Origin of the sequence: Paenibacillus sp. FSL L8-0435, assembly GCF_037965655.1 — a bacterium.
Taxonomy (GTDB): domain Bacteria; phylum Bacillota; class Bacilli; order Paenibacillales; family Paenibacillaceae; genus Paenibacillus.
Genome location: NZ_CP150185.1, coordinates 1,105,143 through 1,129,216, shown reverse-complemented (window position 1 = coordinate 1,129,216; position 24,074 = coordinate 1,105,143). Strand labels below are relative to the sequence as shown.

Sequence of the window (24,074 nt, the reverse complement as noted above, 5' to 3'; positions counted from 1 at the left end):
TTGTTTTCTCCACAGCGTCCAATATGTAATCATTTCTATGTACACATATGGTTATTATAGCGTATTTTACAATGCCGCTTCTATTCTTATTACCCTACTTTTCCCATTACAATAAACTTCTCTTCATTTTGGCAGTAAAAAAAGGAAGGTCTCCCTCCCCGCGCTAGTTAAGTGCTTACAGCTGATGTAGTTTTTCACTTAGATACTCCCGACGTTTCACCACATATTCGCGAATTCTTTCCGGTTCACCTGCAAATACATCCATGGGCCATTTCATGTAAGGATCTTTGTTGACATCTTCACGAATCTCATTGTGTAACCGATTCACCAAGGGCATAATTCGCTTCTCTGTAAAAGCATTCATCAGATGCTGTCGCAACAGCTTCTTATATTGCTGACGGAAACTGCGGAATGCCAGCAATCGTCCAGTAAGTCTGTTATACCCCTGAATACGAACAAGATTGGGGTCAACTCGTGTTCCATAACAGTTCCTCCCCCAAGTACCCTCATAATCCCAAGGCAGGATGCCATATTTACCGCTTTTGATTTTCTCATACCATGTGTAATTCTGATGAAATCCGTCGAAGTTCCCTGTAAGTACAGCTCCACTTAACCAGCGTAAATAATTGTCTGTATCCACCCTCGACTGTAAAAAACGAAACAATTCCAGTTTGGACTTAGTGTTCAACTGCTGAATAAAGTTACGCAGCCTTGTGCGATCCACATTTTTGCCACGAATTAAGCTGTACCCTGACAATAGATCGGTACTTGTTGAAGAGGAATCCGAATTTATCGTAAAACCAGCATGATCATTCACCGCATAGAAGATACTGCGCACAGGGATTTTCCTTTGGCGAAAAAAGAAGGATTTCACTCCTTCGATCCTCAGGTATACACCCAGAAGCTGCCCGTTCAGATAGAGTACGCAGTGTTGTGTAGACGGTGCGGGTACACGAATCGACTCAAAAAAACGAAAAGAAAGTGCATTACGCAACAACGAAGGATCATCATACTCCGCATTAAAATGATACGTCCGGCTGGATGTACGAATCTCAAATGATTTTTTGGGATAACCGCGTGTATGTCCTCCCCGGTATCGAAGCCGGATCGGAAACGGCTTGCCGTCCATCTGCATCGTGCTGTTCACAAATGTCTCTGACCATATATTGGACGTTAACTGTTGATATTCGGTTGGAGACAAGCTGATATGGTAGACAGGTAGAGCCATTTCCATCCGCCTTTCGAGTACCTGTAAGATTCGCCCGTAGGCTCTTACATCATCCTATGCAGATGCACAGAAAGTCGTACGGGCAAATGCACAGTTCTGATACTTATCACATCCCAATTCACTTGTCATAATGCGGAAAAATCGAGTTATTAATCTATAAATTTACATCATTTTCATAGATTATAGCCGAAATGGTATAAATATAGTTAACTGGCTAGTCCCTCCAAGAAGCATGTCACATATGCTTAAACTACAGACAGACACGAATGACGAATGGAAGGGATCATAGTTACATCCACCATTTTTGTCCATCTGAACTTATATCATGGAAGGGGTCAAACACAATGTCTATGAATGGTCAAGGAATAAGAGGTTTGTTGGGAAGAGAGATTAAGATTAACCGGGGAGGACCTGATTCAGTACAAGGTACACTTACGGACGTACGCTGGGACTATATGGCGATGAACTGCAAAGAAGGAATTGTCTACGTTAATGAATCACATGTCAAAAGCATAACAGATACAGGCCGTTCCGGTGGTAACCGAAATGCAGCCATGGGGAATCCTATTCCTTCCAACACGTTTTTGGGCGTTATGCAAGCACTCCGCTTCCGCCGTGTTCAGATTAACCGGGGAGGACCTGAAAAAGTCGAAGGCATCCTGGCCGATGCCAACCAGAACCAATTGATCATGACTTTGAAAAATCAGGAGATTGTTCGTATTCCGATGCAACATGTGAAATCTGTATCCCTCGTACGTGGTGGCGGGAACAACAACAATAGCAGTAATAATACAAGTCAAGGAAACCAAGCAGCCCAAGGTAATCAGGCGGCTCAAGGCAACCAGTCGCGTGGCAATCGTTCTCAAGGGAACCAAGCAGCTCAAGGCAACCAAGCTCAGGGGAATAAGTCCGGCGGCAACAAGTCGCGGAGCAGTCAAGGCAATCGTTCTCAGGGGCAACGAGTTCAAGGAAATCAATCCCAAGGCAATAAGTCAGGTGGCAACAAGTCGCGAGGCAATCAAGGCAACCAAGGCAGTCAATCCCGTGGTAACAAATCCGGCAATAAAAAGAAGTAAATAAAATAAACTGACAACTTAAGTTATCTACCAGCTTAAAGGGGGGAATTATCATGTTGATCTTCGTCGCATTAGTCTTGATAGGTGTGCCTTTTTACTGGATCGTTACACCCGGAAGGCCCACTCCATCCCATGAACATCTGCTTCAGGCTTCGTCAGGACTTCTCCCCCTGGGAGGTGAATCACAGTAAATGCCTGACTACCAGTTGTGGTTAACCTTCGGGGTCTTTATCATCACTGTCATTTTCCTGATGTGGCGTCCCGGCGGATTGAATGAATCTATACCCACCTCGCTTGGCGCCCTTCTTCTTATTTTAACTGGAGTGAGCAGCTATGCTCACATTGTTGGAATCTTCGGGATCGTATCTGGTGCAGCCGTAACAATCCTCTCTACCATTGTCATGTCGATTATTCTAGATAGCATCGGTTTTTTTCGCTGGATCGCTTTGAATATGATTGAGAAAGCAAGAGGTTCCGGCTTTCGATTGTTCTGGCTAATTCTATTACTTTGTTTTCTCATGACCATCTTCTTCAACAATGATGGCAGTATTCTGATCACAACTCCGATCATTATTCGAATCTGTTCTATACTTCGTCTGAAAATGCATCAACAGTTACCCTACCTGATCTCCGGTGCTCTAATCGCTACGGCTTCCAGTGCGCCAATTGGACTTAGTAATCTGGCTAATCTGATTGCTTTGCAAATGGTTGGCTTAAATCTGAATACTTATACTCAGATGATGTTTGTGCCATCCATGCTTGCGATCATGGTGATGACTGTACTGCTATTCTATTATTTTCGCAGAAGTATTCCCAAAGTTATTCATCATTTCCCTGTATCCCTACAGTCTTCATCAGGTTCAGGATATCATCCGCTGCAGACAACTGAATCCGAGAATAAAGTAGACTGGTGGCTGTTCCGTGTCTGTATTGGTATCGTTGTATTTATCCGTGCAGGATATTTTCTAGCTGAGCAAGTCGGTATACGTATGGAGGTAGTTGCAATTACTGGTGTTATTCTCATGCTCGCTGTGCGTTGGTATCGCACCCGGACTGGACTCAAGGATGTGATAACACAAACGCCCTGGCACATTCTACTCTTTGCCTTCAGCATTTATGTCATTGTGGATAGTCTTCACCGCGCAGGCTTGACCGCGTCAATCATTCAGTGGATGAAACCTATAATAGAAGGAGGAAATGCCAGCATCATTGCTGTGTCGGGGTTAATGCTTACTCTGCTTTCCAATCTATTCAACAATTTGCCCTCCGTCATGATTGGGACCTTTGCTGTTACAGATCTTCCACTAAGTGAATCTCAACTGCATCTTGCGTATCTTGCCAACATTCTGGGAAGTGATATCGGAGCCTTGCTGACGCCTATTGGCACCTTAGCAACGTTAATTTGGATGTATATATTAAAGACCCATCATATTCGAATCTCTTGGAAACAGTATATGAAAGTTACCTTTATTGTGATACCAATAAGTCTAATTGTTAGCCTAATTTCACTATATATTTGGACATCTATTCTCTATTGAGAGGAGGAATACTGTGGAACTTCTTACTCATTGGCTGGGTAAATCCGTCGAATTGGAGCTGTCTGGCTGTAAACTACCGATCCAGGGTGAGATCATTGATGTAGGCCAGGATCTGATTGTAGTCTACGGAAACCAGCGATTTGTTTATATTCCACTTCATCATGTTCAATCCATGCATGTCAATACGGCAGATGATTCAAGTATAGTTTTGCCAACACCTGACCCCGAGATGGATCACACCAACATCTCTTACCGCAAAATGCTGATGAACGCCCGTGGACGTTTCAGTGAAATTTCCATCGGAGGGAAAACATTGCATGGTTATATTACAAATATTATGAATGACTACTTTATGTTCTACTCTCCGTTATATCATTCTATCTATGTTTCCATTAATCATCTAAAATATATTATTCCTTCCCCTACTAACAGCACACCCTATTCTCTTAGTAAGCAACATTTCCCTATGCAACCTTCGTCCATGTCACTCTCCCGTACACTCGATCAGCAACTTCATAAAATGATAGGTGAACTTGTTGTACTCAACCTCGGTTGCAAGCCTTACCGAGCAGGGTTATTGAAGAATGCAGACAACCACTTGCTTGCGTTGGTAGAAGCAGATGGGACTTCTTTAATTATGCATACCGATCATATCCAAACCATTCATCTCCCTTGAGTATCAGAATAACAAAAAGGTTCATCTGCCTATGGCTGATGAACCTTTTTTCAACTTTACATCCTACCATCTTCTACGTCCACGATCACCCCGATAGTCATCATTCAACTCACCAAGACGATCATATGTTTCTTTATATATCCGAATCACAGCCTGAACTTTGATAAAATCAGCATCTTCCGGTCCAAGTCCCTCCATAAACATTCTCTGAATGATCTGTTGGAAGAATTGCACTCTGGCCTCAATCTGTTCTTGCTCAAGCTGTAATATGTCTTCGAAACTGTGGTTCCCTATGTAATCCATCAACTCATCATCAGGACTGGAATAATCTGCGTTTCTTCGATCTGTAACCCATTCATCCGGCTCATTGGACTGGAGGTTAACACTGGTGCGTAATTGGGATAAGATGATTTTCTCTTTGGCCAACATGACATGAAAATCTTTGTTACGGAGCAGCTCCGATACAATCAGACTGCACATTTCACGATTTTGGATCAGTATGCCGTCAAATGGATGCAGCGTCCACTCCCCGTTTGCATAATACAGGTTAAAGTTAAAGAACTCACTGCCATATTTGTATTGAATATTAATCTTGGTCTCATCAATAATCTCAAATGAAAAGTCCAGCATGTTCAGCAAGCTCCTTTGCACAACCCCAGATTTTACCTTCATTCTATCAAATAAATGAAACAAAGAGACGCACTCAGCGTCCCTCGTAGAAAATAAAACCATGTATCACTGTCGATACGATATGCAGCGAGTCTCACCCTAATCCAGGAAAGACCCTAATGCACTGGAATCCGGTTTGTTTTTCTCCGGAATGGCAGCAGCCTTCGGCCCTTCCAGACCCAGTCGATCGCTCATTTTGGCGTTAAGTGTTGTCATCTTGTTGGTATAGTCATTACAGCTCTCGATAATCCGGCGATTGGACTGCTCGGACAGATCCAGCGCAGACATCAGATCACCCATTGCCTGATTGACTGCTTCAAGGGACATCGCCGGTTTGGACAACAGTTCATTCGTTTTCTCTGTTGTTGTCTTCAACAATCTGGCGTTCTCCTTAAATTGATCTTCAATCGTCTTATTCGTAGCTTCCACAGCAGAAATGACCTTCTCCTGATCATTAAGAGCCATGGCAATCATGGCCGAAACGGTGATCAGATTCGCTGTTTTATCAATGGCATTATTCACTGAATCGATCAGCTTGTCATTGTTATCATTAATGATGTCGGTAGCTGCGATCGCCTGATTGTACAGCATGATCATCTCTGTCATGGATTGGGTACGTGTTACCACTTTGCGCAACCCACGCTCCAGATGTGCTTTACGATTCTCGTTCTCAGGCTTGGCGATCTCGGTTTCGAACAATGCTTTCAATTGATTACCGAAGGAAATTTTGGTCTGCAGATTGTAGATCTCCTGAATGGAAGAACGTTTCAACTGACGCATATTCACGATGCTTTCTTCCAGGTTATCCTTACCGTCACGCAACCCGTTAATGATGGCATCAATGTTCGTGCGAACGGATTGATAACGGTATACGTAGTTTTTCAGCGGGCTTTTACGTAACAACTTCCCAACAAAACTCACATTTTTGCTTTGCTGCAAACTCTCACATTCATCACGGAGCTTCAGGATCATGTTGGATACCTCTGCCCGGTTCCCGGACATCAGTTCATTGACTGGACGATCAAGCAGCTTGAGAGTCTGTCCTGCTCTCTCTTGTGTTTTCACGCCCAACTTGCCGATATCATCCATTAAGGTATCCAGGTGAGCCGGATCACTTTGGGACACTTTCTGAATAAGCTGCGTTGCTTCCTGATTAATCCGTTGCTCATCTTCCTGCTTCAACTGAGCCCATTCCGTTGCCATGCCAATCCCTCCTATAATTCAGAGCTGTTATACCGTTGATGTATTAGTTCCGCTTTGTTCTGGAGCTCCATTAAGTCTTTATGTTCAATCGTTGATACAATATCCGATATCTTGGAATCTACATCTCGAAGACCATTCAGCAGCATACGCCGATTGTTGCGTTTCGCTTCTCCACTTAAACGCAGAAATGGATTAATAAAACCGTTCAGGTCTTTCAAAATCAGTCTGCGCACCGTATGGTTAATATCCCCGTTGTTCAGCTCCTGAAGGGAAGGAATCACACGCTGCAAACGGGCAAACAACGCCAATGATTTCTCCACGATCTCATTATCCAGTTCGTTCTTCTGACCTTCGGAGATGATCATGTCTTCCAGAACTTCCAGGTACTCAATCACCGGATCAAATACAGGATCTGGTTCAGTCCGGGAAGGCTTCGCTTGTTGTTCTGAGCCCGCGTGTTGTGCGGGAGTGGAGCTCGAATGGGACTGTGCCGGAGAAGCTTCTCTTGCCCCTGTTGGCACTGCGCTCGGCGCTTGTCCACCATTCAAACGGGATGGTTCATTTCCGATATCTGTGATATCTGTAATGGGTACAGGGGCTGATGACGAACCCTGGACCTGTGTACGTGGCGTGGAACGTGAAGGAATCAATCCTCCGACCACAGTTGCCAGTGCTGGAATTGCCCACGTGATGACATCCGGTAGAAAGGGACTCGAGATTGCCGCGAGACCATAACCGACCAATGCGCCTATACCTATCTTCGTTTTCCGTAACATTACTTGTCCTCCTGCCTGTAACAACACATAAAGTGCATATTCAAAAAGTCTGGTTTTCAGTACCGAGAAGATGGAATGAAGATAGAAATGGAGTAGCGGAGCGTAGGAAAACTACGTGAGCAACGGACATTTCGGCTGAATTTCATATTCGATGCTGATGATGCCGTAAGGCATTATTCGTAATCAAAAGTGGACTTTTTGAATACCTCTTATCCGTATTGTAAGAAAACCATCCAGAAGGTGTCAATGTTGAGGGAAATTCTCAGCTAGACGTGGTGTACTCCGCTTACCTTCTGAACGTCGATTATAAATGGCTGTTCGATATGACTTCCCAGAAGGCCAAACTTCGGATGAAGTGGTCCAATATCATGGCCAAGTGCAGACTTGACCGCCAGATACGGGAAGTTCACGCCCGACAGACAAGACATGTGCAACCCACCCGACATACGCGGATTAATCTCCAGTAGTTTCGGTGTATCCTTGCGATATTTCATCTGTATATTAAAATTATAAGGAATCCGATATACCTCTGCCACATTGCGGGCAATAGCCAGTAATTCCTCGTTTTCTTCAAGCAAACGCAAACGTCCTCTTTCTTTTCTACGCGGGATGGCCGTTATAAGTTTCCCATTGCGATCCGAAAGACAATCAATGCTGTATTCATACCCTTCCAGTACCTCCATCACCATGACATTTTGAAAGGACGGAGCAGAAGAGAACGCACGCAGGGCATCTTCATATGAAATCGAGTTAAGCGCATACCCGAACAACTCCTGCAACGGATCACGTTCATTGTTAATCACCCGGAATCCCATGCCGCCCTCACCATTACATGGTTTGAAACATACATCGTGTCCACTTGCGCGCAGCGCCTCATAGGCTTGCTGGAATTGTGCAGCATTACTGACCGTGAAATAATCCGGAATCTCCATAATGCCTTTCTCACGCACTGATTCATAGAATCGGTCTTTCTCCATCAATTGTTCCAGCAATTCCGTATCCGAGCATACGATAACCCGTGTACCGATCTCTTCGAACAAGGAGATATGTCTGCTGATGTCCAGCATGTTCCAGCGTGGAATAAACACATCAATCTGATGACGACGGCAAAAGTCGAGGCAAAAATCAACATATTCCCGACCCGTTACACGCGGTTCAACTTCTGCAACATCACAGCCCTGTAATGCCATGTGTCCCGGATCAGGATGAGTACCGTAGATCTCAAATTCCATGCCGTCCTCATTGTCCCGAATTGCATTCATATAATGATACGTTACAGAGAACCAACGGTTGAAGTAAATCTTCATTTTTTTCATTTATACGGTCTCCCTTATCTCGGCATGGTCTAGCTGAGTCTGTTGATCGTTGTGAATACGGTGAACGTAATCGAGAATCTCATCTGCTGCAAAAGCACCGAATTGTTCCGTAAATTGATACGGCACCAGCTCAGGTGCACGCTGTCTCTCCACATGTAATTCTCCGTGGGACGGAGCAATGGCATGCTGCGCAAAGTCCAGCAAACAGCGATCCAGCAAGGAATCACCCGAAGCAATCACAGCCACATCGCCAATGCGTTGCCTAATGTGCTCCACTGCAGCTCGTTTGTTCACGGCCGAAGGCACCAGATAGAGCTTCCGACCCTGGATCGAACTCTCCCATCCCAGCGTCTCTAACACCCGAATCTTGTCCGCAATACGCTCCATTGGAAGCTTGTCACGTTCGATCAAGAGTGCATAGAACAGCTCATCACACAATCGCTGATTAATCACCCATTCCGGGCTGAGTACATCGTCTAATAAATCCAGAATCTCTTCGGGAGTGGCTGCCTGCTGACGAAGTAAAGAGCGAATATGCAGGTTCCACTCATTGTCTACCTGACCATCAACAATAATGTTGCCACCATTGCTCGTCACCGCATATTTCGGAATACATTCGGTCTGAAAAATATGAATGCGTCGGTACTGCTCCACAGTACGTGTCGTCACAGGCATAAATACAATATCTTGCGGCAAAGACTGCAAACGCTCCAGTGCATATGCTGACATAAAAGCGGACAACTTGCCGTTAATCCACTCTGCGGGAACAAGTCCCGGTGTATCTTCGGGAATACGGAGCGCACGACGGGAGTACACCAACGTCTGGTCCAGATCACTTGCGTAGATCATCATTCTCCGCCACCTCCCAGGGATTGAATAATGCCGCAACAGGAATAGGTTAATCCCGGATATACCTCAACCGGCACATTTCTGTCTATGGCGAGCATCATGATATGTTGCAAATCCGGATTATCCAGACGGTCCACAAGAATCTTCCAAGGGACCCGGCGCAGTAGCACCCGGGTTGTTTCTCCGATTCCAGGTTTAATCAGATTGATGTTAGCAATGCCAAAGGATTGCTGAATGGACTCAATATCCTGCCAGCCTTTCCAGGTGATTTCCGAAGTACCGATAACATTGGCGTCCGTACGAAGTTCCGCTTGATTCATCACCTGTGGAAAATGCCGTGCAATGGTATCCACGTATTGGTTCGACACATCGTCAGAGGACCATTCACGATACCATTTAGCTCCGTGAAAATCTGTCGGCCCAATCAGATCATCCCGAAGCACTGTACGACTCACCAGTCCGGAGACGGTGGAATTCAGACAAGCGCTAGGAATGAGATAATCTTCTCTTGTCCCAAATGTGCCTGAACATTGCCCCGGATCGGCCAACACGGCAAGATCATCATCGAGGTTTACGCCATAAGTCCGTTCCATTTGGTCACAGGATTCTTTCAGCACTTTGCGAATAGCCCCTTTGCCGGTCCAACCGTCTACAAACTGAATGGCTGTTTCCAGCCCATGCTGCTGTAAAATATATAAAATTGCGTTCTCATCCATACCTTTGCCACGAATAATGGAAATGCTATAATGCGGAATCGTCACTTTGTATTTCAATTCAATATAACGCTTGATCAGGATGCCAACAGGGGTTCCCGCTCGAGCCAATGATACCAGCACAAGATTCAGGCCCCTGCGCTCTACGATCTTCTCAGCCACGATGGCGGTATGAAGTGCTATTCTTGCAGCGGATTGTTCCAACGTCTGGTGAAACAGCTCGATGTATTCGGCTGTGGGCTGATATTCCACGGGCAGCATCTCCGAATAATGAACCCCGGATTGGATCGCCTGCTCCCGTTCACCCGTTCCCTTTTCCAGATCCACATGGCTGATATCCTTCAGTAGGAAAACAACGTCCGATGCATCATAACTGCCCATCGGCTCGGGAGACGGAATCTCACGTTGTCTGATTAGCTCCAGTGTAGTTAAGTTCATTGCTCATTGTCCCCTGTCTTCTCTGGCAAGCCGCAATACACAATATGAATGTGACCGCATCCCAACTGCTCCAGTACCTTCACCATCGGTTCCATTCGCTCTTCGGACATCTGTCTCTCCAGCAGAACAAAAACCTCGTCATATTGTCCCGGGGCGATGTTGTAGATAAAGTTACGAACAGATGCGTCTTCCGGTGAGGCATATCCGGCACCACTACGAACAGCATATCCTGGAGCGGGATGTGTATGGATTGGACTGCGGGTAGTGGATTGATACCACACACCTTCTCCCATCTCGGCAGCAACACGCATTGGAATGTACATGAACTCCCCTGTTCCCATCACCAAAGTCCGTTCTCCCGTACGCTGCAACCGAAGTCGTTCTGCAATCCGGCTAACCTCCTGACGTAATACGCTATTATGACGGGATTGCACACCAAACCTGCCCGTATGCTGGACGTAGCTGGCTGTGCTACGTTTACCTTCACCATCCTCGGAAGTGGCTTGCAGCTGATGGAAGGCATCTGCAACGGTAGAAGTCTGAAGCGTTACGGCAGAATGAGATAACTGCTCATCTTGCTGTGTTGGTTCCAACTGTGGAGTACCTACCACTTCAATACGGCCCTTCAACAGGCTTAACGGTGTAATGGTAATTCCCAATTCTGCTTCCAGTTCGGCAAATCGAAGTTCGTCCGCTTCCGTACGCCAGTCTAGCAGCGAAGCAATCACATATTGCTTCCGGGGATATCTGGCCTGAATATCCCGAATGATATTCAACGTCGTTTTGCCCGTCGTAATCTCGTCGTCCACCAGAACAATCGGGCCCTCTCCTGCAAAGGCTTCATGATCCAGCGCATAACAACGATGAGCCATCGCGTGAGAATGTTCTTCTTCAAATTGAATATCTGGATTCATCGCTGGAACATATTCTCGAGTGGTGTGAATATAGGAAGCTTGATCAGCAAACATCTCGTACATGCTGTGGCCCAGCGCTGTCGCTGTCTCGGCAAAACCAACAAAACGAATCGTTTCCGGCAAACTCAAGCTTTCTTGCAACAGCATGTTGTACACTTGCCGAGCTTGCTGGGGATCAATCAATCCTTCGACCATTTCCCGTTTCCACTTGGTGATCTGATCTTTGGTCTCTTCCGTCTCCTCAGTCAGGTGCTCATATAACAGAACAGCCAATGCCGCGCCGCTCAGAAGCGAGGTATACGGGTTAACCGGGATGTGCTTGCCCAGCAGTCTGCTTACAAACAGAAATGAACGTTTCTTATTGATTCGTGCAGCCATGGAAAATAGAGATTCTAGTGGAAGTTGCAGCAGGTTATGTGTAACCTGAACGTTCAGACTGAATTGATCAAGAATTGGGAACGTAGTTGTGTTGTTGCTCATGTTTGGGCAAGAGCCCGACAAAATGCTGCTGTTCATGTAACACCCCATATATTTGTGATCGGATTAGAATTCGATTCGCCCAGCTCAAGTGTGGTTTAATCTCATTCATTTTGTTATAGTAATTACTTTTGAACACACCCAGGCTACCGTCATTACGGGCGATGATGTCTTGGGCATCAGAATATTCTTCATGTGTAACAACGTACATCGCTTGTACGGGCTTAATATGAGAAGGATGAATGATCGTTTTGCCAACAATTCCATTTTCCTTGTCCATCATGACTTCACGCATCAATCCATCCATTGTGTTCGTAATATATTTCATTCTCAGATGCAGCCCTGATTTGCCCAGGGTTTCTTCGAATGGAGTCTGTCGTAATTGAGGTTTGAACACGCGCTCCCGCTGACTGAAATATTCCCAGACAGGACCTGAGATCACATACGGCTTGTCCATTCGTCCAAACAGATTGATAATATCCGAGATGCAGTCACGGATCGTGGCGATATCGTATATGGTCAATTCAGGACTTCGGCGTAGTCCAAACAGGCTTGAGAAATCGGTCGCACCAATGCGTACATTGAGCACATATTCAACATGTTCATCGAGGATGTTTCGAAGGCCCAGTAAGGTCTCCCAACGTGTCTCCCGATATATAATTGAAGCCGTTTCCAATATGGGCATTCCATAGAGAACGGGATAATGATCCGGTTTCCGTTGATTATACTTGCGGATCTGGTCAAAATAGGCTCTTCCATTGCCCACACAAAACTTGGGCAATGCCACACCTGTCAGCATGGACACCAATTCTCCCAACGTATCAATCAGACGTTCCAACTGTTGTGGTGAACGTACACGAGCAAACAGAAGAGGCATTTGATCCTGACTCAGCATGCCTGTCTCCATATAAGTCATCAGTTGAGTTAGATGCTGTACCAGGCACTGCTCGGCAAACTCTACTTGGTCGTCACCTACAGCGTCCTCCAGATCAATAATAATGGTCGTCAGACCTTCATGCTTACCATTTATAATGTCGTCCGCGATATGTGCGCGCGTCGCGGGCATATATAAAGCAGCCCCAACAGCATATGCCAGTAGATCTTTGGAAGTCCGGTGATTGAACGAGACGGGTGAAGAGAAAAATAAAGTATCTTCTTCTTCCAGACTCAAAAAGTTAAAATATTTCAGGATTGTCTCCTCCTCGCACCTTTGGCAATAGCCAATCTGCAATAGTTGATTCCAGCTGTCGGGGCATAAAAACCAATCCCTCCTAATCTGGAGGGATTGAATGAATACATACGAATGATTACTTTCTTCCCGCAACCCACTGCATTCCCCAATCATGAGCCTCGTCCAACGCCTGATGCCCATTATAGAACTGCACAATTCGTTCAATACTGAATGTCTCATTGTTCACATTGCGTAACATCGCGATGCCACACATGCCAAGCGGGCTCCCGTATTCATTCATTCGGACAATGATATCCGGGCCGTCCTTCTGCTGGATGGTTACCACACCGTCTACTTGAGACCAGTTGGCCACACCACCATAAATATAGGTAAATACCAAGATGCGCTCAATTTCCGAGATACGTGCACCATTAATCCGCAGATTTTCTCCCGTCTTAACAGATCCCGTCCGGTCATCCCCATCCAGTGCAATATAAGGGAAACGGTTCAGTGAACCAAACCTCTGTCCCAAGGCCTGAATCACATCTCGTGTACCATCCTTCATCTCGAACAGGCAGCCCAAGTCCAGATCCACACTCTTGCTGCGACCAAATAACCCTTTGCTGCCCTGTTGATTCCAGTTCAAGTTAATCAGGATTTCACCAAGTCCCCCCGCATTTTTCTTGAGGTTAATGGTGTCGCCCTTCTTCTTCAATTCAATTTTGCTGAAATTGATCGAATTCACAGGAGCAGGCGTAGGTTCTGGTACGGATGCCGGGGGTGGTGGAATCGGTGCAGCTGTCGGGGGAACGGTTGATGTGGTTGGCGCAGCGTCTGATCCACCATCCACATCTACACCAAAGTTAGCGCAGAGTGCATTCAGACCACCTGCAAAACCCGACCCTATTGCATTGAACTTCCATTCTCCGTTATGGCGATACAATTCACCAATGACAATCGCGGTCTCCACTGTAAACCCGCTACCCAGATCATATCTCATCACTTCCTGACCTGTAGCTGCATTGGCAAACCGTAGAAAACCATGCTGAACCTGTCCAAAATGATGGCGTCGTGCTTCACCGTCATGAATCGTCAGGCTGAAGGCAATTTTCTCAATTCGGGCAGGGATTTTGACAAGATCAATGGCGAATTGTTTCTTCTCGCCACCAACCTGTCCACCATCCATATACGTGATGAACGAGGTAGAGGGCTGATTATAGAAGATAAAATCTTCATCTCCAGCCACTTTATTGTCTGAACCCAGAAGGAATGCTGATGTGTCCAGCTCCACACCCGAGGCTGCCTCCCAACCAATGCCTACCGTTAGACGGGACAAGCCCGGATTGGTTTTGGTCAGATCACTCTTCTGGCCTTTCACGACAGAAATCGCCATAGCAGACTCACCTTTCTATGCCAAGTTATTGTGCATCCAGTCCGTAATTTTTGCATAAAGCAGATAGTCCACCGGTGAAGCCACTGCCTACCGCCTGGAATTTCCAGTCCGCACCTGCACGGTAAAACTCGCAGAACACCACAGCTGTTTCTGTGGAATAGTCCTCTCCGAGGTCGAAACGAAGCACTTCCCGATCACTTGCAGCATCTACAACACGAACAAAAGCGTTGGAGACTTGTCCAAAATTCTGCCCTCGTCCATCTCCATCATAGATGGTTACCGTAATACCGATCCGGTGAATGTGCGCAGGGATTTTGCTGAAGTCAACGACAACTTGCTCATCATCGCCGTCTCCCTCACCCGTACGATTGTCACCGGTATGTGTCACTGAACCCTCACCGCCGCTTGGATTGTTGTAAAAAACAAAGTCATCCGTACCTTTGGCTTTTCCATCTTCGTACAACAAAAAAGCCGAAGCGTCCAGGTCAAAATCGACTCCACCACTATATTTGTTTGTATCCCAACCTAAACCAACTACCACACGGGTAAGGCCCGGATTCGTCTTAGTCAGGTCAATACGTTGTCCTTTGGCAAGACTGATCGTCATTTGTTTTTCCACCTTTCCAAGTTATGTGATTAAATGAAAAGGAGAACCGTCCAGGAGACGGTTCTTCCCATCCTGTAAGTCGCTCTGTACGTCCTATTGCAAACCGTAATCGCGTGTTAATCCAACCAATCCATCCTGGTAACCACTACCGATGGCACTGAACTTCCACTCGCCGTTATGACGATACAATTCACCAACAACTACACCCGTTTCAATGGAGAAGTCTTCTCCCAGGTCGAAACGAATCAGTTCTTCGTTGTTTGCTTCGTTAACAATTCGCACATAAGCACGGGAGACTTGTCCGAAGTTCTGGCTACGGTCCGTAGCTTCGTAGATCGTAATGGAGAATGCAATTTTCTCTACATTTGCGGGTACGTTAGGCAGGTCGATATTGATCTGCTCATCATCACCATCGCCATCTCCTGTACGGTTGTCACCGGTGTGAACAACAGAACCATTTTCATTTTGTGGATTGTTGAAGAAAATGAAGTTTTTCTCGCCTTCTACTTTACCGTTTGCATTGGCACAGAATACCGATACGTCCAGGTCAAAGTCTTTTCCGCCATCATACTTGTTGGTATCCCAGCCCAAGCCTACTGTGATTTTTGTCAAACCTGGGTTCGTTTTAGTCAGATCGATTTTTTGACCTTTAGAGAGATTAATTGCCATCGTATGATCATCCTCGCTTATTTATAATTTATTGTAGTTATCGTTACATATGAATATCAGGATAATTGTCGAATTAGATTAAATCTTGTACTTAGGAGTACTTGCGAGCGAGTTCGTTGATATGTACCGCATGGGAACCCTCTCCAATTGCCGAGAATTTCCATTCGCCTCCATGACGATACAATTCACCACAGATCAACGCTGTTGAACCTGTGTAGTTATCGGATAGATTGAACTTCACGAGCTCACTGGAATTTTTACCATCCAGAATACGAATATAAGCCTTCTCAATCATGCCAAAATCTTGCTTGCGATTGACACAATCGTAGATATTAACAACGATTAATACTTTATGAACATCAGCAGGAATACAGGACAGATCCATTTTGATCTGTTCGTCGTCACCGTCTCCCTGTCCTGTTAGATTGTCACCTGAATGGATAACCGAACGACATGCACTTTGCTTGTTGTGGAAGCAAACCAGGTTGGAGTCCTTAACCAACTTGCCTTCCTCATTCAACATGATCGCCGATGCATCACAATCGACATCCGCTTGTTTTTTTCTTCCGAAAAAACCTTTGGCAGTTACCGGGTCCCAACCGAGACCAGCAATCACCTCAGTAAGTCCTGCATTGCCTTTGGTTAAATCAATCTTCTGTCCTTTGACCAAATTAATGCTTGCCACTGATTTTCACCTCCCTTCATATGTAAAATAGCTACTTAGAGATTGAATTCACTCGGGTTCAGTCCAAGTACGATGCATATCTCGGCAACGACTCTTTTCTCCTGATCATCAAAGTTGCCGTCAGCTGAACCAATCGCACTGCATACACCCACAATAACGCGCCCTACATCCGGCTTGGCTTTGAATTTCCCAATGGCTTTCAGCGCTTCCTGCTTCCCGATCTCTGGAGAGAACTCAAAGTTCGCGACATAATGATTGAATCGTGTAATCACTTCAGCCATATCAAATACTTTCAATTCCTGACTCAGGTTGATATAACCGGCCATCTTGTTCTTTTCCGCTTCGTCAATGGAACCATCTGCAAAAGCAACCAGTGCACACCCTGCAACCACGGCATCCATAAAATCTTTATTTTTAAACTTTTTGACTTGCTCTTCAAGTCCTTGTTTTGTTGAATTTAACCAGCCTTTAAATGAACTCATACTCAACCTCCAATAGTTTCAACCTGGTGTTCCATACATTCTTTTCAAGATTTTTCAGTAACTTTCATGTCTACATCATGTTGAATATAAGTTAAATTATTCCTTAACTATACTCTGAAATACGGCAATATTCTACATTTAAAAACAATTAATACCTTATGATACGCATCGTTCTGGATATAGTTTCATGCGAAATGCGAGAACTTTCTATTCACTTCATTTTTCAGTCAAATATTCCCCTATTTGAAGCCCAAACCTAAAAAGGCTCTGATCAGGGGATCAGAGCGCTTATTTCTACCAATACCAAAATTATAAATCGTATGAATGATTTGAATCCTTGAATTCACTCTGCTTTTTCAAAATCAGCTTGTTGCTGTTCATAGATTTCATAGAAATCGTCCCAGACCAATACATTATCCTTTTCCTTGCCCCACCAGTCTTTGTACCATGCTTCAATCTCCGGGCCACCGCCTTGTTCCCACTTCTGCTGTGCTTCCGTTGCAGCCTGTTCGATCGTATATTTGCTTCCCCCAATGATGGAACGGGTAAAAATATCGTTGATCGCTGTTGTCACATTGGTCAACTTGACCTGAAGCTCCTTGGGTAGCTGCGGCATATGTTCTGAATGGGTAACGCCCTCTCCCACCGGAAGATCCGTCATGTATACCTCACGCGCTTCCTTGAATAGTCGAAGTCCTTCCTTCTGCGACGGGATCTCTTCGCTGAACAGCATTTCTGTGTACCCGCATTTGCCTTCCTCCAGACGGCTGTACAACATGGCGTAATCGCCTGCCCAGCTGATCTCCTGCTTGTATTTCTCTTGATCAGAGATGCGCGGACAGCCTTGATCGTTTAACGTATAATGCGTGTTTTCAAATCCATTTTTGAAGGTTCGGCCCGACTCTGTTTTGGTCAGAAAATCGATATATTGCATAACTGCTTCCGGATTTTTGGCTCGCGCATTCACAGCTGCAGTCATCTGAACGGGGTTATTCCACACCATCGTGTGCTGTCCTACGGACGTGGTTGGCAGAGCGATGACCTTTAATCTGGCCTCAGGAACATTCTGCATCAGTGTATCCAGTTCCTTCGCTGCAAACCCGGTATAATCCGAAGTCATGGCCGCGTACATACCGATTTTGCCGTTCAGGAAATCCTGCTTCGCCTTGGCCCCGTCCTTGTCGGTCAATAAGTCCTTATCGACCACACCTGCTTCATATAATGCACGTTTGAATGCCGTGGCTTCTTTCATGTTGTTGGGACCAACCACCATCTCCCCGTCCTCCACATTCACCCAGTTAGCGTTGTACATATAGCGGAATAGACCCGCTGTATCGCCGAACTGAAATCCACCGATGCCGTATGTATCCTTAGCTCCGTTTCCATCGGGATCATTCTCCGTGAAGGCCTTGGCTACCGCCAGCATCTCTTCTTCATTGGTCGGTACCTCCAGATTCAACTTTTCCAGCCAGTCTTCCCGAATGAAGAAGCTCGTTAGTGGAAACACCTCGTTCATACGTCCCACTTCATAGAGCTTACCATCGCTTTTGATACCGGCCTTCTTGAGCTGGGGATATTTCTCCATCAAGGCTTTGTATTCCACACTTGAGTTCTCGATCAACTCATCCAGCGGCATCAGCTGTTTCTGATTAAACAGTGTGTTACGGATGGGCGTACCGAATTCAAAAATAATATCCGGTGCACTGCCAGAAGCGAATAATACATTAAGTTTGGACTGGGACTCCCAGCGGGGAACTGCTGTATATTTTACATTTGCCGGGCCATGCTCGTTAATCCACTTGGACCACATATTATCTTCGATCGTACCCATGCCGCTTGGGACCGCGCCCCGATCATAGATCGTTGACGTAATGTTCCCCCTGTTGCCTTCGCCTTCCGCCTGTTCGCTACCGTTACCTCCTGTACATCCCGCCAGCAAACCACCGATCAAGCCCAGAACGAGACCCGACTTCATCCATGCCTTCATCGTTAACGCCATAGATAAGACCCTCTTTCTTTCCTGTAATATGAACCCATGCGGGTTAACCCACAGCCTGCTTTAACCTTTAATTGATCCGAGCATGACCCCTTTAACGAAGTACTTCTGCAAGAACGGATACACTGCCAAAATGGGTATGACCATCACAATGACAGCTGCTGCCCGGATGCCTTCCGGGGTCAGATTCGATATCATCGTTGGATCGGTAAAATCCTGTACATTCAGATTGGACATAATCATATTTTGGACGAGCACGGTCATGTTGTATTTGGACGTATCATTGATATAAATCATCACACTCATGAACGAATTCCAGTAACCCACGCCGTAAAAGAGAGCAATAGTCGCCAGCAAAGGTTTGGATAATGGCAATACGATTCGGAACAAAAGCCCCAGTTCACCACAACCATCGATGCGCGCAGCCTCGTCCACTTCCCCCGGCAGATTTTCAAAATAAGATCGCATAATCAGCATGTTGTAAGTGCTCACCAGGCCCGGTAGCCAAAGCGCGCCGTAACTGTTCACAAGACCGAGATTTTGCACGACCAAATACGTCGGGATGAGTCCACCGTTAAAAATCATCGTGAACACCATCGCCATCGTAAAGAAGCGCCGGTGATAAAAATGTCTACGTGACAGCGGATATGCCGCCATAATCGTCACCGCCATGCTGAGCCCTGTACCGATCAATGTGATCTCCACACTGTTCCAGAATGCATTCAGAATCGGCGTTCCCGTAATTAGGCTGTGATAGGAGAACCAAGTGAAATCGACGGGCCATAACCCCACTTGACCTGAAACAACCGCTCTCGCATCACTAAATGACAAGGCAACAATGTTCAGTAAGGGCAGGATACAGCTAACGGCAACCAATGACAACAATACATAATTGATTAGATAAAAGACTTTTTCTCCTTTGGTTTTTCTCATGCTGTTCTCCCTCCTACCACAAACCTTCGTTAAATCGACGCGCGATATAATTTGCACTAAAAATGAGGATAAATGCAACCAGTGATTCGAACAATCCCATCGCCGTTGTCAGGCTGAACTGTGCTCCCTGAAGACCGGTGCGGTAGATATAGGTACTGATTACATCCGCTATCTCATTGACATTGGAATTCTGAAGCATATACACCTGGTCGAATCCGACCTCCATCACCCGCCCCATCGACAGAATCAGCAGAAGAATAATGGTGGAGCGTATACCCGGAAGGGTGACATGCCAGATCTGACGCATTTTGCTGGCCCCATCCATCTGTGCAGCCTCGTATTGGCTCGGATCAATGGTCGTTAGTGCCGCGAGAAAAATGATGGCATTGAAGCCCATGTCCTTCCAGATCCCTGAGCCGACAAATACCGCAACCCATGAACCCTTGTTGTACATGAACGGATAAGGTGCTCCCGTCCAGGCCTCGACCCAGCGGTTTACGATCCCATTTTCCAAAGAGAAAACCGTCATGATCATCATCGCAATGATGACCCAGGAAAAGAAGTGTGGCATATAGACCACCGTCTGCACCGTTCGCTTAAAGGCCATGTTTCGCACTTCATTCAGCATAATGGCCAGAATAATTGGAATGGGAAACCCGATAATGATGCTTAACAGACTGAGGAAGAAGGTGTTGCGAATAATCTCCACCGTGCGCGGATCACTGAACAGCGTCTGAAAATGCTGAAAGCCCACCCATGGACTGTTCCACAGCCCATCATAGAAGTTGTAGTCCTTGAAGGCCATGACCAGCCCTCCGATGGGTGCATAACGAAAGGTAAGGTAGAACATAATCACCGGAACAAACATCAAGATTAACGGTATATTCATCTTGAATCGTCGAAGCTGCTGCTGCCGAATCCGATGCTTCATCTCACTGTCCGGCGGTTGTAATCCAGACGGCGGACCTGCGGTCAGTTCCCCCTTCATATCCATCACTCCTCTCTGCTGTTGATGTACTATAGTTGTATTTTAGATAAAAATGTAAGCGTAAACATTTGTTATTTAACGATCCTTTTATAATTTTCTACACAAAAATAACCCCACATGGTGGGGTTGCCTTGGAAACGAACAGATATTAAGAGAATGCTTCTCTTTAATTGTGGACCCTACAGTAGTTCAAGGGGGATTGCTACCGGGCACTTCACTTGGCTACTTGCTTGCGATATTCACGGGGCGATACCCCCGTCATCTGTTTGAATACGGTTGTAAAATAACTGGAGTTATCGAACCCAGTCAGTTCCGCGATATCTGCCATGCTCTGCCGAGTGCTGTGCAGCAGCAGCTTCGCCTTATCGATTCGGCGCTTGCTGACATATTGGCTGAAGCCTTGTCCTGTTTCTTTTTTGAACAAATGGCTCAAGTAGTTGGGTGTCACATGAACATGGGCAGCCACGGCCTGCAACGTACATGTGCTGGAATAGTTCATTTCAATATACTGTATAACTCGTGTAACGACATGATCCTGCTGTTCCTGAGTTAGCCGCATTAGCATATCCAGCCACTCTTCGCTCTTGCATCTGGCCCAAGCGATGACTTCAGGTATGGTATGAATCCAGAGCAGTGGATCTGGGGCAGTGGAGTCCATACCACCGGATTCCTTAGGCTGAAGCTGTTGTACCAGTAAGTCCATCATGACCTTCATAAGCATATGAATCTCCGCTTTGCCTTGTGACAAGCTCATCCCGGACGCTTCTTCTAGCAACATCTCGATCCGATTCATTATTGATCCGAATTGATGGTGGAGCAGCAACGAAGTCAGTTCCTCTCGTAGTCTCTCGGTACGGTCCACTTGGCTGTATTGTTCCCTGCTTCGAATGTCGGACTGTTTTCGGCGATATCGTTCATGTGCCTTTTGTAACACCTGACATGCTTCATCGAGCGAGAACGGCTTTAACAAAAATTCAATTGCCCCATACCGGATGGCACGCTGTGCATATTCGAACTCACGATAACCTGTCAAAATGATAATCATAATGTCCAGTCCACTCTCGTGTATGCGTTCGGCCAAATCTAGACCATCCATCACAGGCATGTTGATATCCGTAATGATCAGATCAGGTGTGCAGCTGTGTACAGCCTGTATCGCTTCTTCTCCATCGGCCGCTTCCCCAACGACCTCCCACCCGAGGGGATTATTGCGAACCAGATGAATCAGACCCTGACGAAATAATGCTTCATCATCCACTACGAGCATACGTCCATTCAACAGAACCTACTCCTCTCAGTCACCTGAATTTCCCGGCATGAGTCCTCACCGATCTGATAAGGCAAACGAAGACGTACTAGCGTACCCTCTCCCACAGTCGACTCGATCTGTACACCGTAGGGTTCACCGTGAATCAACTCAATTCTTCGAAGTACACTCCGCATGCCAATGTGCTGACGTTCCTCATCTGCATGTGCCACTGGCGTCATAATGCGTTCAATGACCGATGCGTGCATGCCGCAGCCGTTATCTGAAATTTCAATGATGAGCAGATCCGGCTCTCCTTCATGCCCGTTTTGCCGCGAGCCACGAATCTCCAGATGGCGGTTGTTCCTTTTGTCCGAGAAGGCATGAACAAAAACATTCTCCACGATGGGCTGAAGCAACAGCCGGATCACCTGACAGCGAAACAATTCAGCAGGAACGGCAATTTCAATCGACAAGGCTTCCTGATACCGGACCTGCTGAATCTGCAGGTAGTGATCTATTTGCTTCATCTCATCCTGAACGGTCGTCAGTTGCTGCACGGGTTCCAGCGTATACTGCAGCATCTCGGACAAGGCAGTGACCAGGCGAGCCGATTTCTCATCACCAAGCATATAGAACTTCCAGAAAAACATGCTCAAGGTGTTATACAGAAAATGGGGATTCAGCTGGGCCTGAATAGCTTTGAGTTCAGCTTCTTTTTCACTGAGTTCGCGCTCGTACACTTCATGTATAAGCGTATCAATCCGGGAAGCCATTGCATTGAATCGTTCACCGATGAAACCGAGCTCATCCCGTGTCTCGATCCGTACCCGTGTATCGAACTGTCCATCACGCACTCTTTTCATCGCGTTGACTAGACTCGCAAGTGGACGCAACAGTCTGCCGCTAATTACGGTAATGATGAACCAGGAGCATAATATGCTGGCTACCGCAGAGAACACAGCAACTTTTACAATGATCTTTCCCTTGTTCTGAATCTGAGCGAGTGAGACCTTGCTGACCAGGGTGAAGCCCGCTTTGTCTGACGTTTGCTTCGTATACAATTGGGTTGTTCCCTGCTCGTCCCTGATCTCCGTCGCCCCTAGGCTTAGCTCGGTAAGTGGTGGTGGATCCGCATCCTGATTATGAAAGGCATAAAGAAGCTCACCATCTGCGTCAAATAAGTAGACAGCAACTTCCTCATTCAGTCGCAGATCTTTGAGATACGATTCGAACAACGAGGTGTTAAACAGAATTAGCATTACGCCATAGGTCTCCAGATCAACAGACCGCATTAATCGTCCCGCCAGAATCCAATTGGATTGTTCCTCCTGCAAGAAGGCATCCGGCCCCAAACGATTCCAACCATATTCGCCGCCCGTTCCTTCCAGTCTATGAACCATCTCTGCCAGATAGGAAGGATCCATCTGTTGAAATGAGCCAGCAAAGGCGCCGAGATTAAATATGTTATCCTTCAGGTCATATATGCGGAGCCCCATGATCTCCGGTGCATCCAGCCTTACCTGATACAACTGATCATCCAGTTCATCTTCTAGCTTCATCTGATCATAGGAGGAGATGCCAGAGGTCTGTGCTTTGATGGCATTTTTTACGGAGGGATTCAGTGTGATATAATCGGTGACTTTATACATGTCGTGTACCCTGGAATCCAGACGTGCAAGAATCTGCTCTGCGGTAAGACTATACTGGCGACTGACCTCTTCATTAAACAGGTCGATATGGATGCGATAGGTGATCAACCCTGTGATTCCGGAGATTAAGACCGTTGCGGTAGATAAAAACAAGATTAGCTTCGTTTTAAATTTAAAGCATTTACAAAAGTTCATCCACCACATCTTTTACACACCTCACCTATATTCCATACATGTCTTACTCCTAAAAACATATCATACACCTATTGGAAAAAACCAGAAAAACCCTGACCCCGCTTCAATCGGTAGTCAGAGTTTGAAGGCATGTGATCCAGACATGTTACCGGGATGATCCAGATTAACTCTGAATCACGGCATT

At 46.1% G+C, this 24,074-nt stretch carries 22 protein-coding genes; 3 read left to right on the top strand and 19 right to left on the bottom strand.

The features are described from left to right. Positions 1-175: 175 nt before the first annotated feature. Complete coding sequence (locus NST33_RS05075) at positions 176-1,228, bottom strand: CotH kinase family protein (RefSeq protein ID WP_339307071.1); 1,053 nt, start codon at positions 1,226-1,228, stop codon at positions 176-178. A gap of 344 nt (positions 1,229-1,572) precedes the next feature. Here NST33_RS05075 and NST33_RS05070 point away from each other — a divergent pair, with 344 nt between their 5' ends. The 3 genes from NST33_RS05070 to NST33_RS05060 all read left to right on the top strand — a co-directional run bounded on the left by NST33_RS05070 (position 1,573) and on the right by NST33_RS05060 (position 4,518). Then, entirely contained in the window at positions 1,573-2,304 is a 732-nt protein-coding gene (locus tag NST33_RS05070; protein ID WP_339182376.1) for a hypothetical protein, read from the top strand. A gap of 191 nt (positions 2,305-2,495) precedes the next feature. After that, positions 2,496-3,842, top strand: coding sequence for an arsenic transporter (locus tag NST33_RS05065; RefSeq protein ID WP_315371678.1), 1,347 nt, complete (start codon positions 2,496-2,498; stop codon positions 3,840-3,842). A 13-nt stretch (positions 3,843-3,855) separates the two neighbouring features. Next, positions 3,856-4,518: a hypothetical protein gene (locus NST33_RS05060; protein ID WP_036606285.1), complete on the top strand. Its 663-nt coding sequence runs from the start codon at positions 3,856-3,858 to the stop codon at positions 4,516-4,518. Between the two features lie 63 nt (positions 4,519-4,581). Here the strand turns inward: NST33_RS05060 and NST33_RS05055 are convergent, their stop codons facing one another. The 18 genes from NST33_RS05055 to NST33_RS04970 form a co-directional block, all read right to left on the bottom strand. Further along, positions 4,582-5,148 (bottom strand): hypothetical protein, encoded by a 567-nt coding sequence (locus tag NST33_RS05055; RefSeq protein WP_339182374.1) that lies wholly within the window; start codon positions 5,146-5,148, stop codon positions 4,582-4,584. Between the two features lie 138 nt (positions 5,149-5,286). Beyond that, on the bottom strand, positions 5,287-6,390 hold the full coding sequence (locus NST33_RS05050) for a toxic anion resistance protein (RefSeq protein ID WP_036606281.1): 1,104 nt from the start codon (positions 6,388-6,390) through the stop codon (positions 5,287-5,289). Between the two features lie 11 nt (positions 6,391-6,401). Beyond that, on the bottom strand, positions 6,402-7,166 hold the full coding sequence (locus NST33_RS05045; protein WP_339182373.1) for a hypothetical protein: 765 nt from the start codon (positions 7,164-7,166) through the stop codon (positions 6,402-6,404). Between the two features lie 266 nt (positions 7,167-7,432). Continuing rightward, positions 7,433-8,482, bottom strand: coding sequence for an ATP-grasp domain-containing protein (locus tag NST33_RS05040; RefSeq protein WP_339182372.1), 1,050 nt, complete (start codon positions 8,480-8,482; stop codon positions 7,433-7,435). After that, a complete protein-coding gene (locus NST33_RS05035; protein ID WP_339185337.1) occupies positions 8,483-9,331 on the bottom strand; it encodes a hydrolase in 849 nt (282 codons plus the stop codon). After that, positions 9,331-10,482, bottom strand: coding sequence for a cysteine protease StiP family protein (locus NST33_RS05030; RefSeq protein WP_339182371.1), 1,152 nt, complete (start codon positions 10,480-10,482; stop codon positions 9,331-9,333). Before NST33_RS05030 ends, NST33_RS05035 begins: the two co-directional genes overlap by 1 nt. Next, positions 10,479-11,774 carry a phosphoribosyltransferase family protein gene (locus NST33_RS05025; RefSeq protein WP_339185335.1) on the bottom strand — a complete coding sequence of 432 codons (1,296 nt, stop codon included), beginning with the start codon at positions 11,772-11,774 and terminating at the stop codon, positions 10,479-10,481. Before NST33_RS05025 ends, NST33_RS05030 begins: the two co-directional genes overlap by 4 nt. 67 nt (positions 11,775-11,841) lie before the next feature. Further along, positions 11,842-13,044 carry an HpcH/HpaI aldolase/citrate lyase family protein gene (locus NST33_RS05020; protein ID WP_076213453.1) on the bottom strand — a complete coding sequence of 401 codons (1,203 nt, stop codon included), beginning with the start codon at positions 13,042-13,044 and terminating at the stop codon, positions 11,842-11,844. Positions 13,045-13,180: 136 nt separating this feature from the next. Continuing rightward, positions 13,181-14,437: a TerD family protein gene (locus NST33_RS05015; protein WP_339182368.1), complete on the bottom strand. Its 1,257-nt coding sequence runs from the start codon at positions 14,435-14,437 to the stop codon at positions 13,181-13,183. Between the two features lie 25 nt (positions 14,438-14,462). Continuing rightward, positions 14,463-15,044 carry a TerD family protein gene (locus NST33_RS05010; RefSeq protein WP_221819295.1) on the bottom strand — a complete coding sequence of 194 codons (582 nt, stop codon included), beginning with the start codon at positions 15,042-15,044 and terminating at the stop codon, positions 14,463-14,465. 93 nt (positions 15,045-15,137) lie between these two features. Beyond that, positions 15,138-15,713 carry a TerD family protein gene (locus NST33_RS05005; protein ID WP_221818919.1) on the bottom strand — a complete coding sequence of 192 codons (576 nt, stop codon included), beginning with the start codon at positions 15,711-15,713 and terminating at the stop codon, positions 15,138-15,140. Between the two features lie 91 nt (positions 15,714-15,804). Further along, positions 15,805-16,398: a TerD family protein gene (locus tag NST33_RS05000; RefSeq protein ID WP_221818918.1), complete on the bottom strand. Its 594-nt coding sequence runs from the start codon at positions 16,396-16,398 to the stop codon at positions 15,805-15,807. 35 nt (positions 16,399-16,433) lie between these two features. Beyond that, a complete protein-coding gene (locus NST33_RS04995; RefSeq protein WP_221818917.1) occupies positions 16,434-16,880 on the bottom strand; it encodes a tellurite resistance TerB family protein in 447 nt (148 codons plus the stop codon). 343 nt (positions 16,881-17,223) lie between these two features. Continuing rightward, positions 17,224-18,879: an extracellular solute-binding protein gene (locus tag NST33_RS04990; protein WP_221818916.1), complete on the bottom strand. Its 1,656-nt coding sequence runs from the start codon at positions 18,877-18,879 to the stop codon at positions 17,224-17,226. A 60-nt stretch (positions 18,880-18,939) separates the two neighbouring features. Continuing rightward, positions 18,940-19,809, bottom strand: a complete 870-nt coding sequence (locus NST33_RS04985) for a carbohydrate ABC transporter permease (RefSeq protein ID WP_036606256.1) — start codon at positions 19,807-19,809, stop codon at positions 18,940-18,942. Positions 19,810-19,822: 13 nt separating this feature from the next. After that, positions 19,823-20,740, bottom strand: a complete 918-nt coding sequence (locus tag NST33_RS04980) for an ABC transporter permease subunit (protein WP_339308611.1) — start codon at positions 20,738-20,740, stop codon at positions 19,823-19,825. A 271-nt stretch (positions 20,741-21,011) separates the two neighbouring features. Next, positions 21,012-22,076: a response regulator gene (locus NST33_RS04975; RefSeq protein ID WP_339307066.1), complete on the bottom strand. Its 1,065-nt coding sequence runs from the start codon at positions 22,074-22,076 to the stop codon at positions 21,012-21,014. Further along, positions 22,073-23,848, bottom strand: a complete 1,776-nt coding sequence (locus NST33_RS04970) for a histidine kinase (protein ID WP_339307064.1) — start codon at positions 23,846-23,848, stop codon at positions 22,073-22,075. Before NST33_RS04970 ends, NST33_RS04975 begins: the two co-directional genes overlap by 4 nt. Positions 23,849-24,074: the final 226 nt, after the last annotated feature.

Coding starts and splice junctions, on each gene's coding strand:
- NST33_RS04985 (WP_036606256.1), bottom strand. CDS start 19,809: ATGAGAAAAACCAAAGGAGAAAAAGTCTTTTATCTAATCAATTATGTA.
- NST33_RS05015 (WP_339182368.1), bottom strand. CDS start 14,437: ATGGCGATTTCTGTCGTGAAAGGCCAGAAGAGTGATCTGACCAAAACC.
- NST33_RS05055 (WP_339182374.1), bottom strand. CDS start 5,148: ATGCTGGACTTTTCATTTGAGATTATTGATGAGACCAAGATTAATATT.
- NST33_RS05045 (WP_339182373.1), bottom strand. CDS start 7,166: ATGTTACGGAAAACGAAGATAGGTATAGGCGCATTGGTCGGTTATGGT.
- NST33_RS05005 (WP_221818919.1), bottom strand. CDS start 15,713: ATGGCAATTAATCTCTCTAAAGGTCAAAAAATCGATCTGACTAAAACG.
- NST33_RS05010 (WP_221819295.1), bottom strand. CDS start 15,044: ATGACGATCAGTCTTGCCAAAGGACAACGTATTGACCTGACTAAGACG.
- NST33_RS05050 (WP_036606281.1), bottom strand. CDS start 6,390: ATGGCAACGGAATGGGCTCAGTTGAAGCAGGAAGATGAGCAACGGATT.
- NST33_RS05070 (WP_339182376.1), top strand. CDS start 1,573: ATGTCTATGAATGGTCAAGGAATAAGAGGTTTGTTGGGAAGAGAGATT.
- NST33_RS04990 (WP_221818916.1), bottom strand. CDS start 18,879: ATGGCGTTAACGATGAAGGCATGGATGAAGTCGGGTCTCGTTCTGGGC.
- NST33_RS05040 (WP_339182372.1), bottom strand. CDS start 8,482: ATGAAAAAAATGAAGATTTACTTCAACCGTTGGTTCTCTGTAACGTAT.
- NST33_RS05075 (WP_339307071.1), bottom strand. CDS start 1,228: ATGGCTCTACCTGTCTACCATATCAGCTTGTCTCCAACCGAATATCAA.
- NST33_RS05030 (WP_339182371.1), bottom strand. CDS start 10,482: ATGAACTTAACTACACTGGAGCTAATCAGACAACGTGAGATTCCGTCT.
- NST33_RS04995 (WP_221818917.1), bottom strand. CDS start 16,880: ATGAGTTCATTTAAAGGCTGGTTAAATTCAACAAAACAAGGACTTGAA.
- NST33_RS04980 (WP_339308611.1), bottom strand. CDS start 20,740: ATGAAGCATCGGATTCGGCAGCAGCAGCTTCGACGATTCAAGATGAAT.
- NST33_RS05065 (WP_315371678.1), top strand. CDS start 2,496: ATGCCTGACTACCAGTTGTGGTTAACCTTCGGGGTCTTTATCATCACT.
- NST33_RS05025 (WP_339185335.1), bottom strand. CDS start 11,774: ATGGCTGCACGAATCAATAAGAAACGTTCATTTCTGTTTGTAAGCAGA.
- NST33_RS05035 (WP_339185337.1), bottom strand. CDS start 9,331: ATGATCTACGCAAGTGATCTGGACCAGACGTTGGTGTACTCCCGTCGT.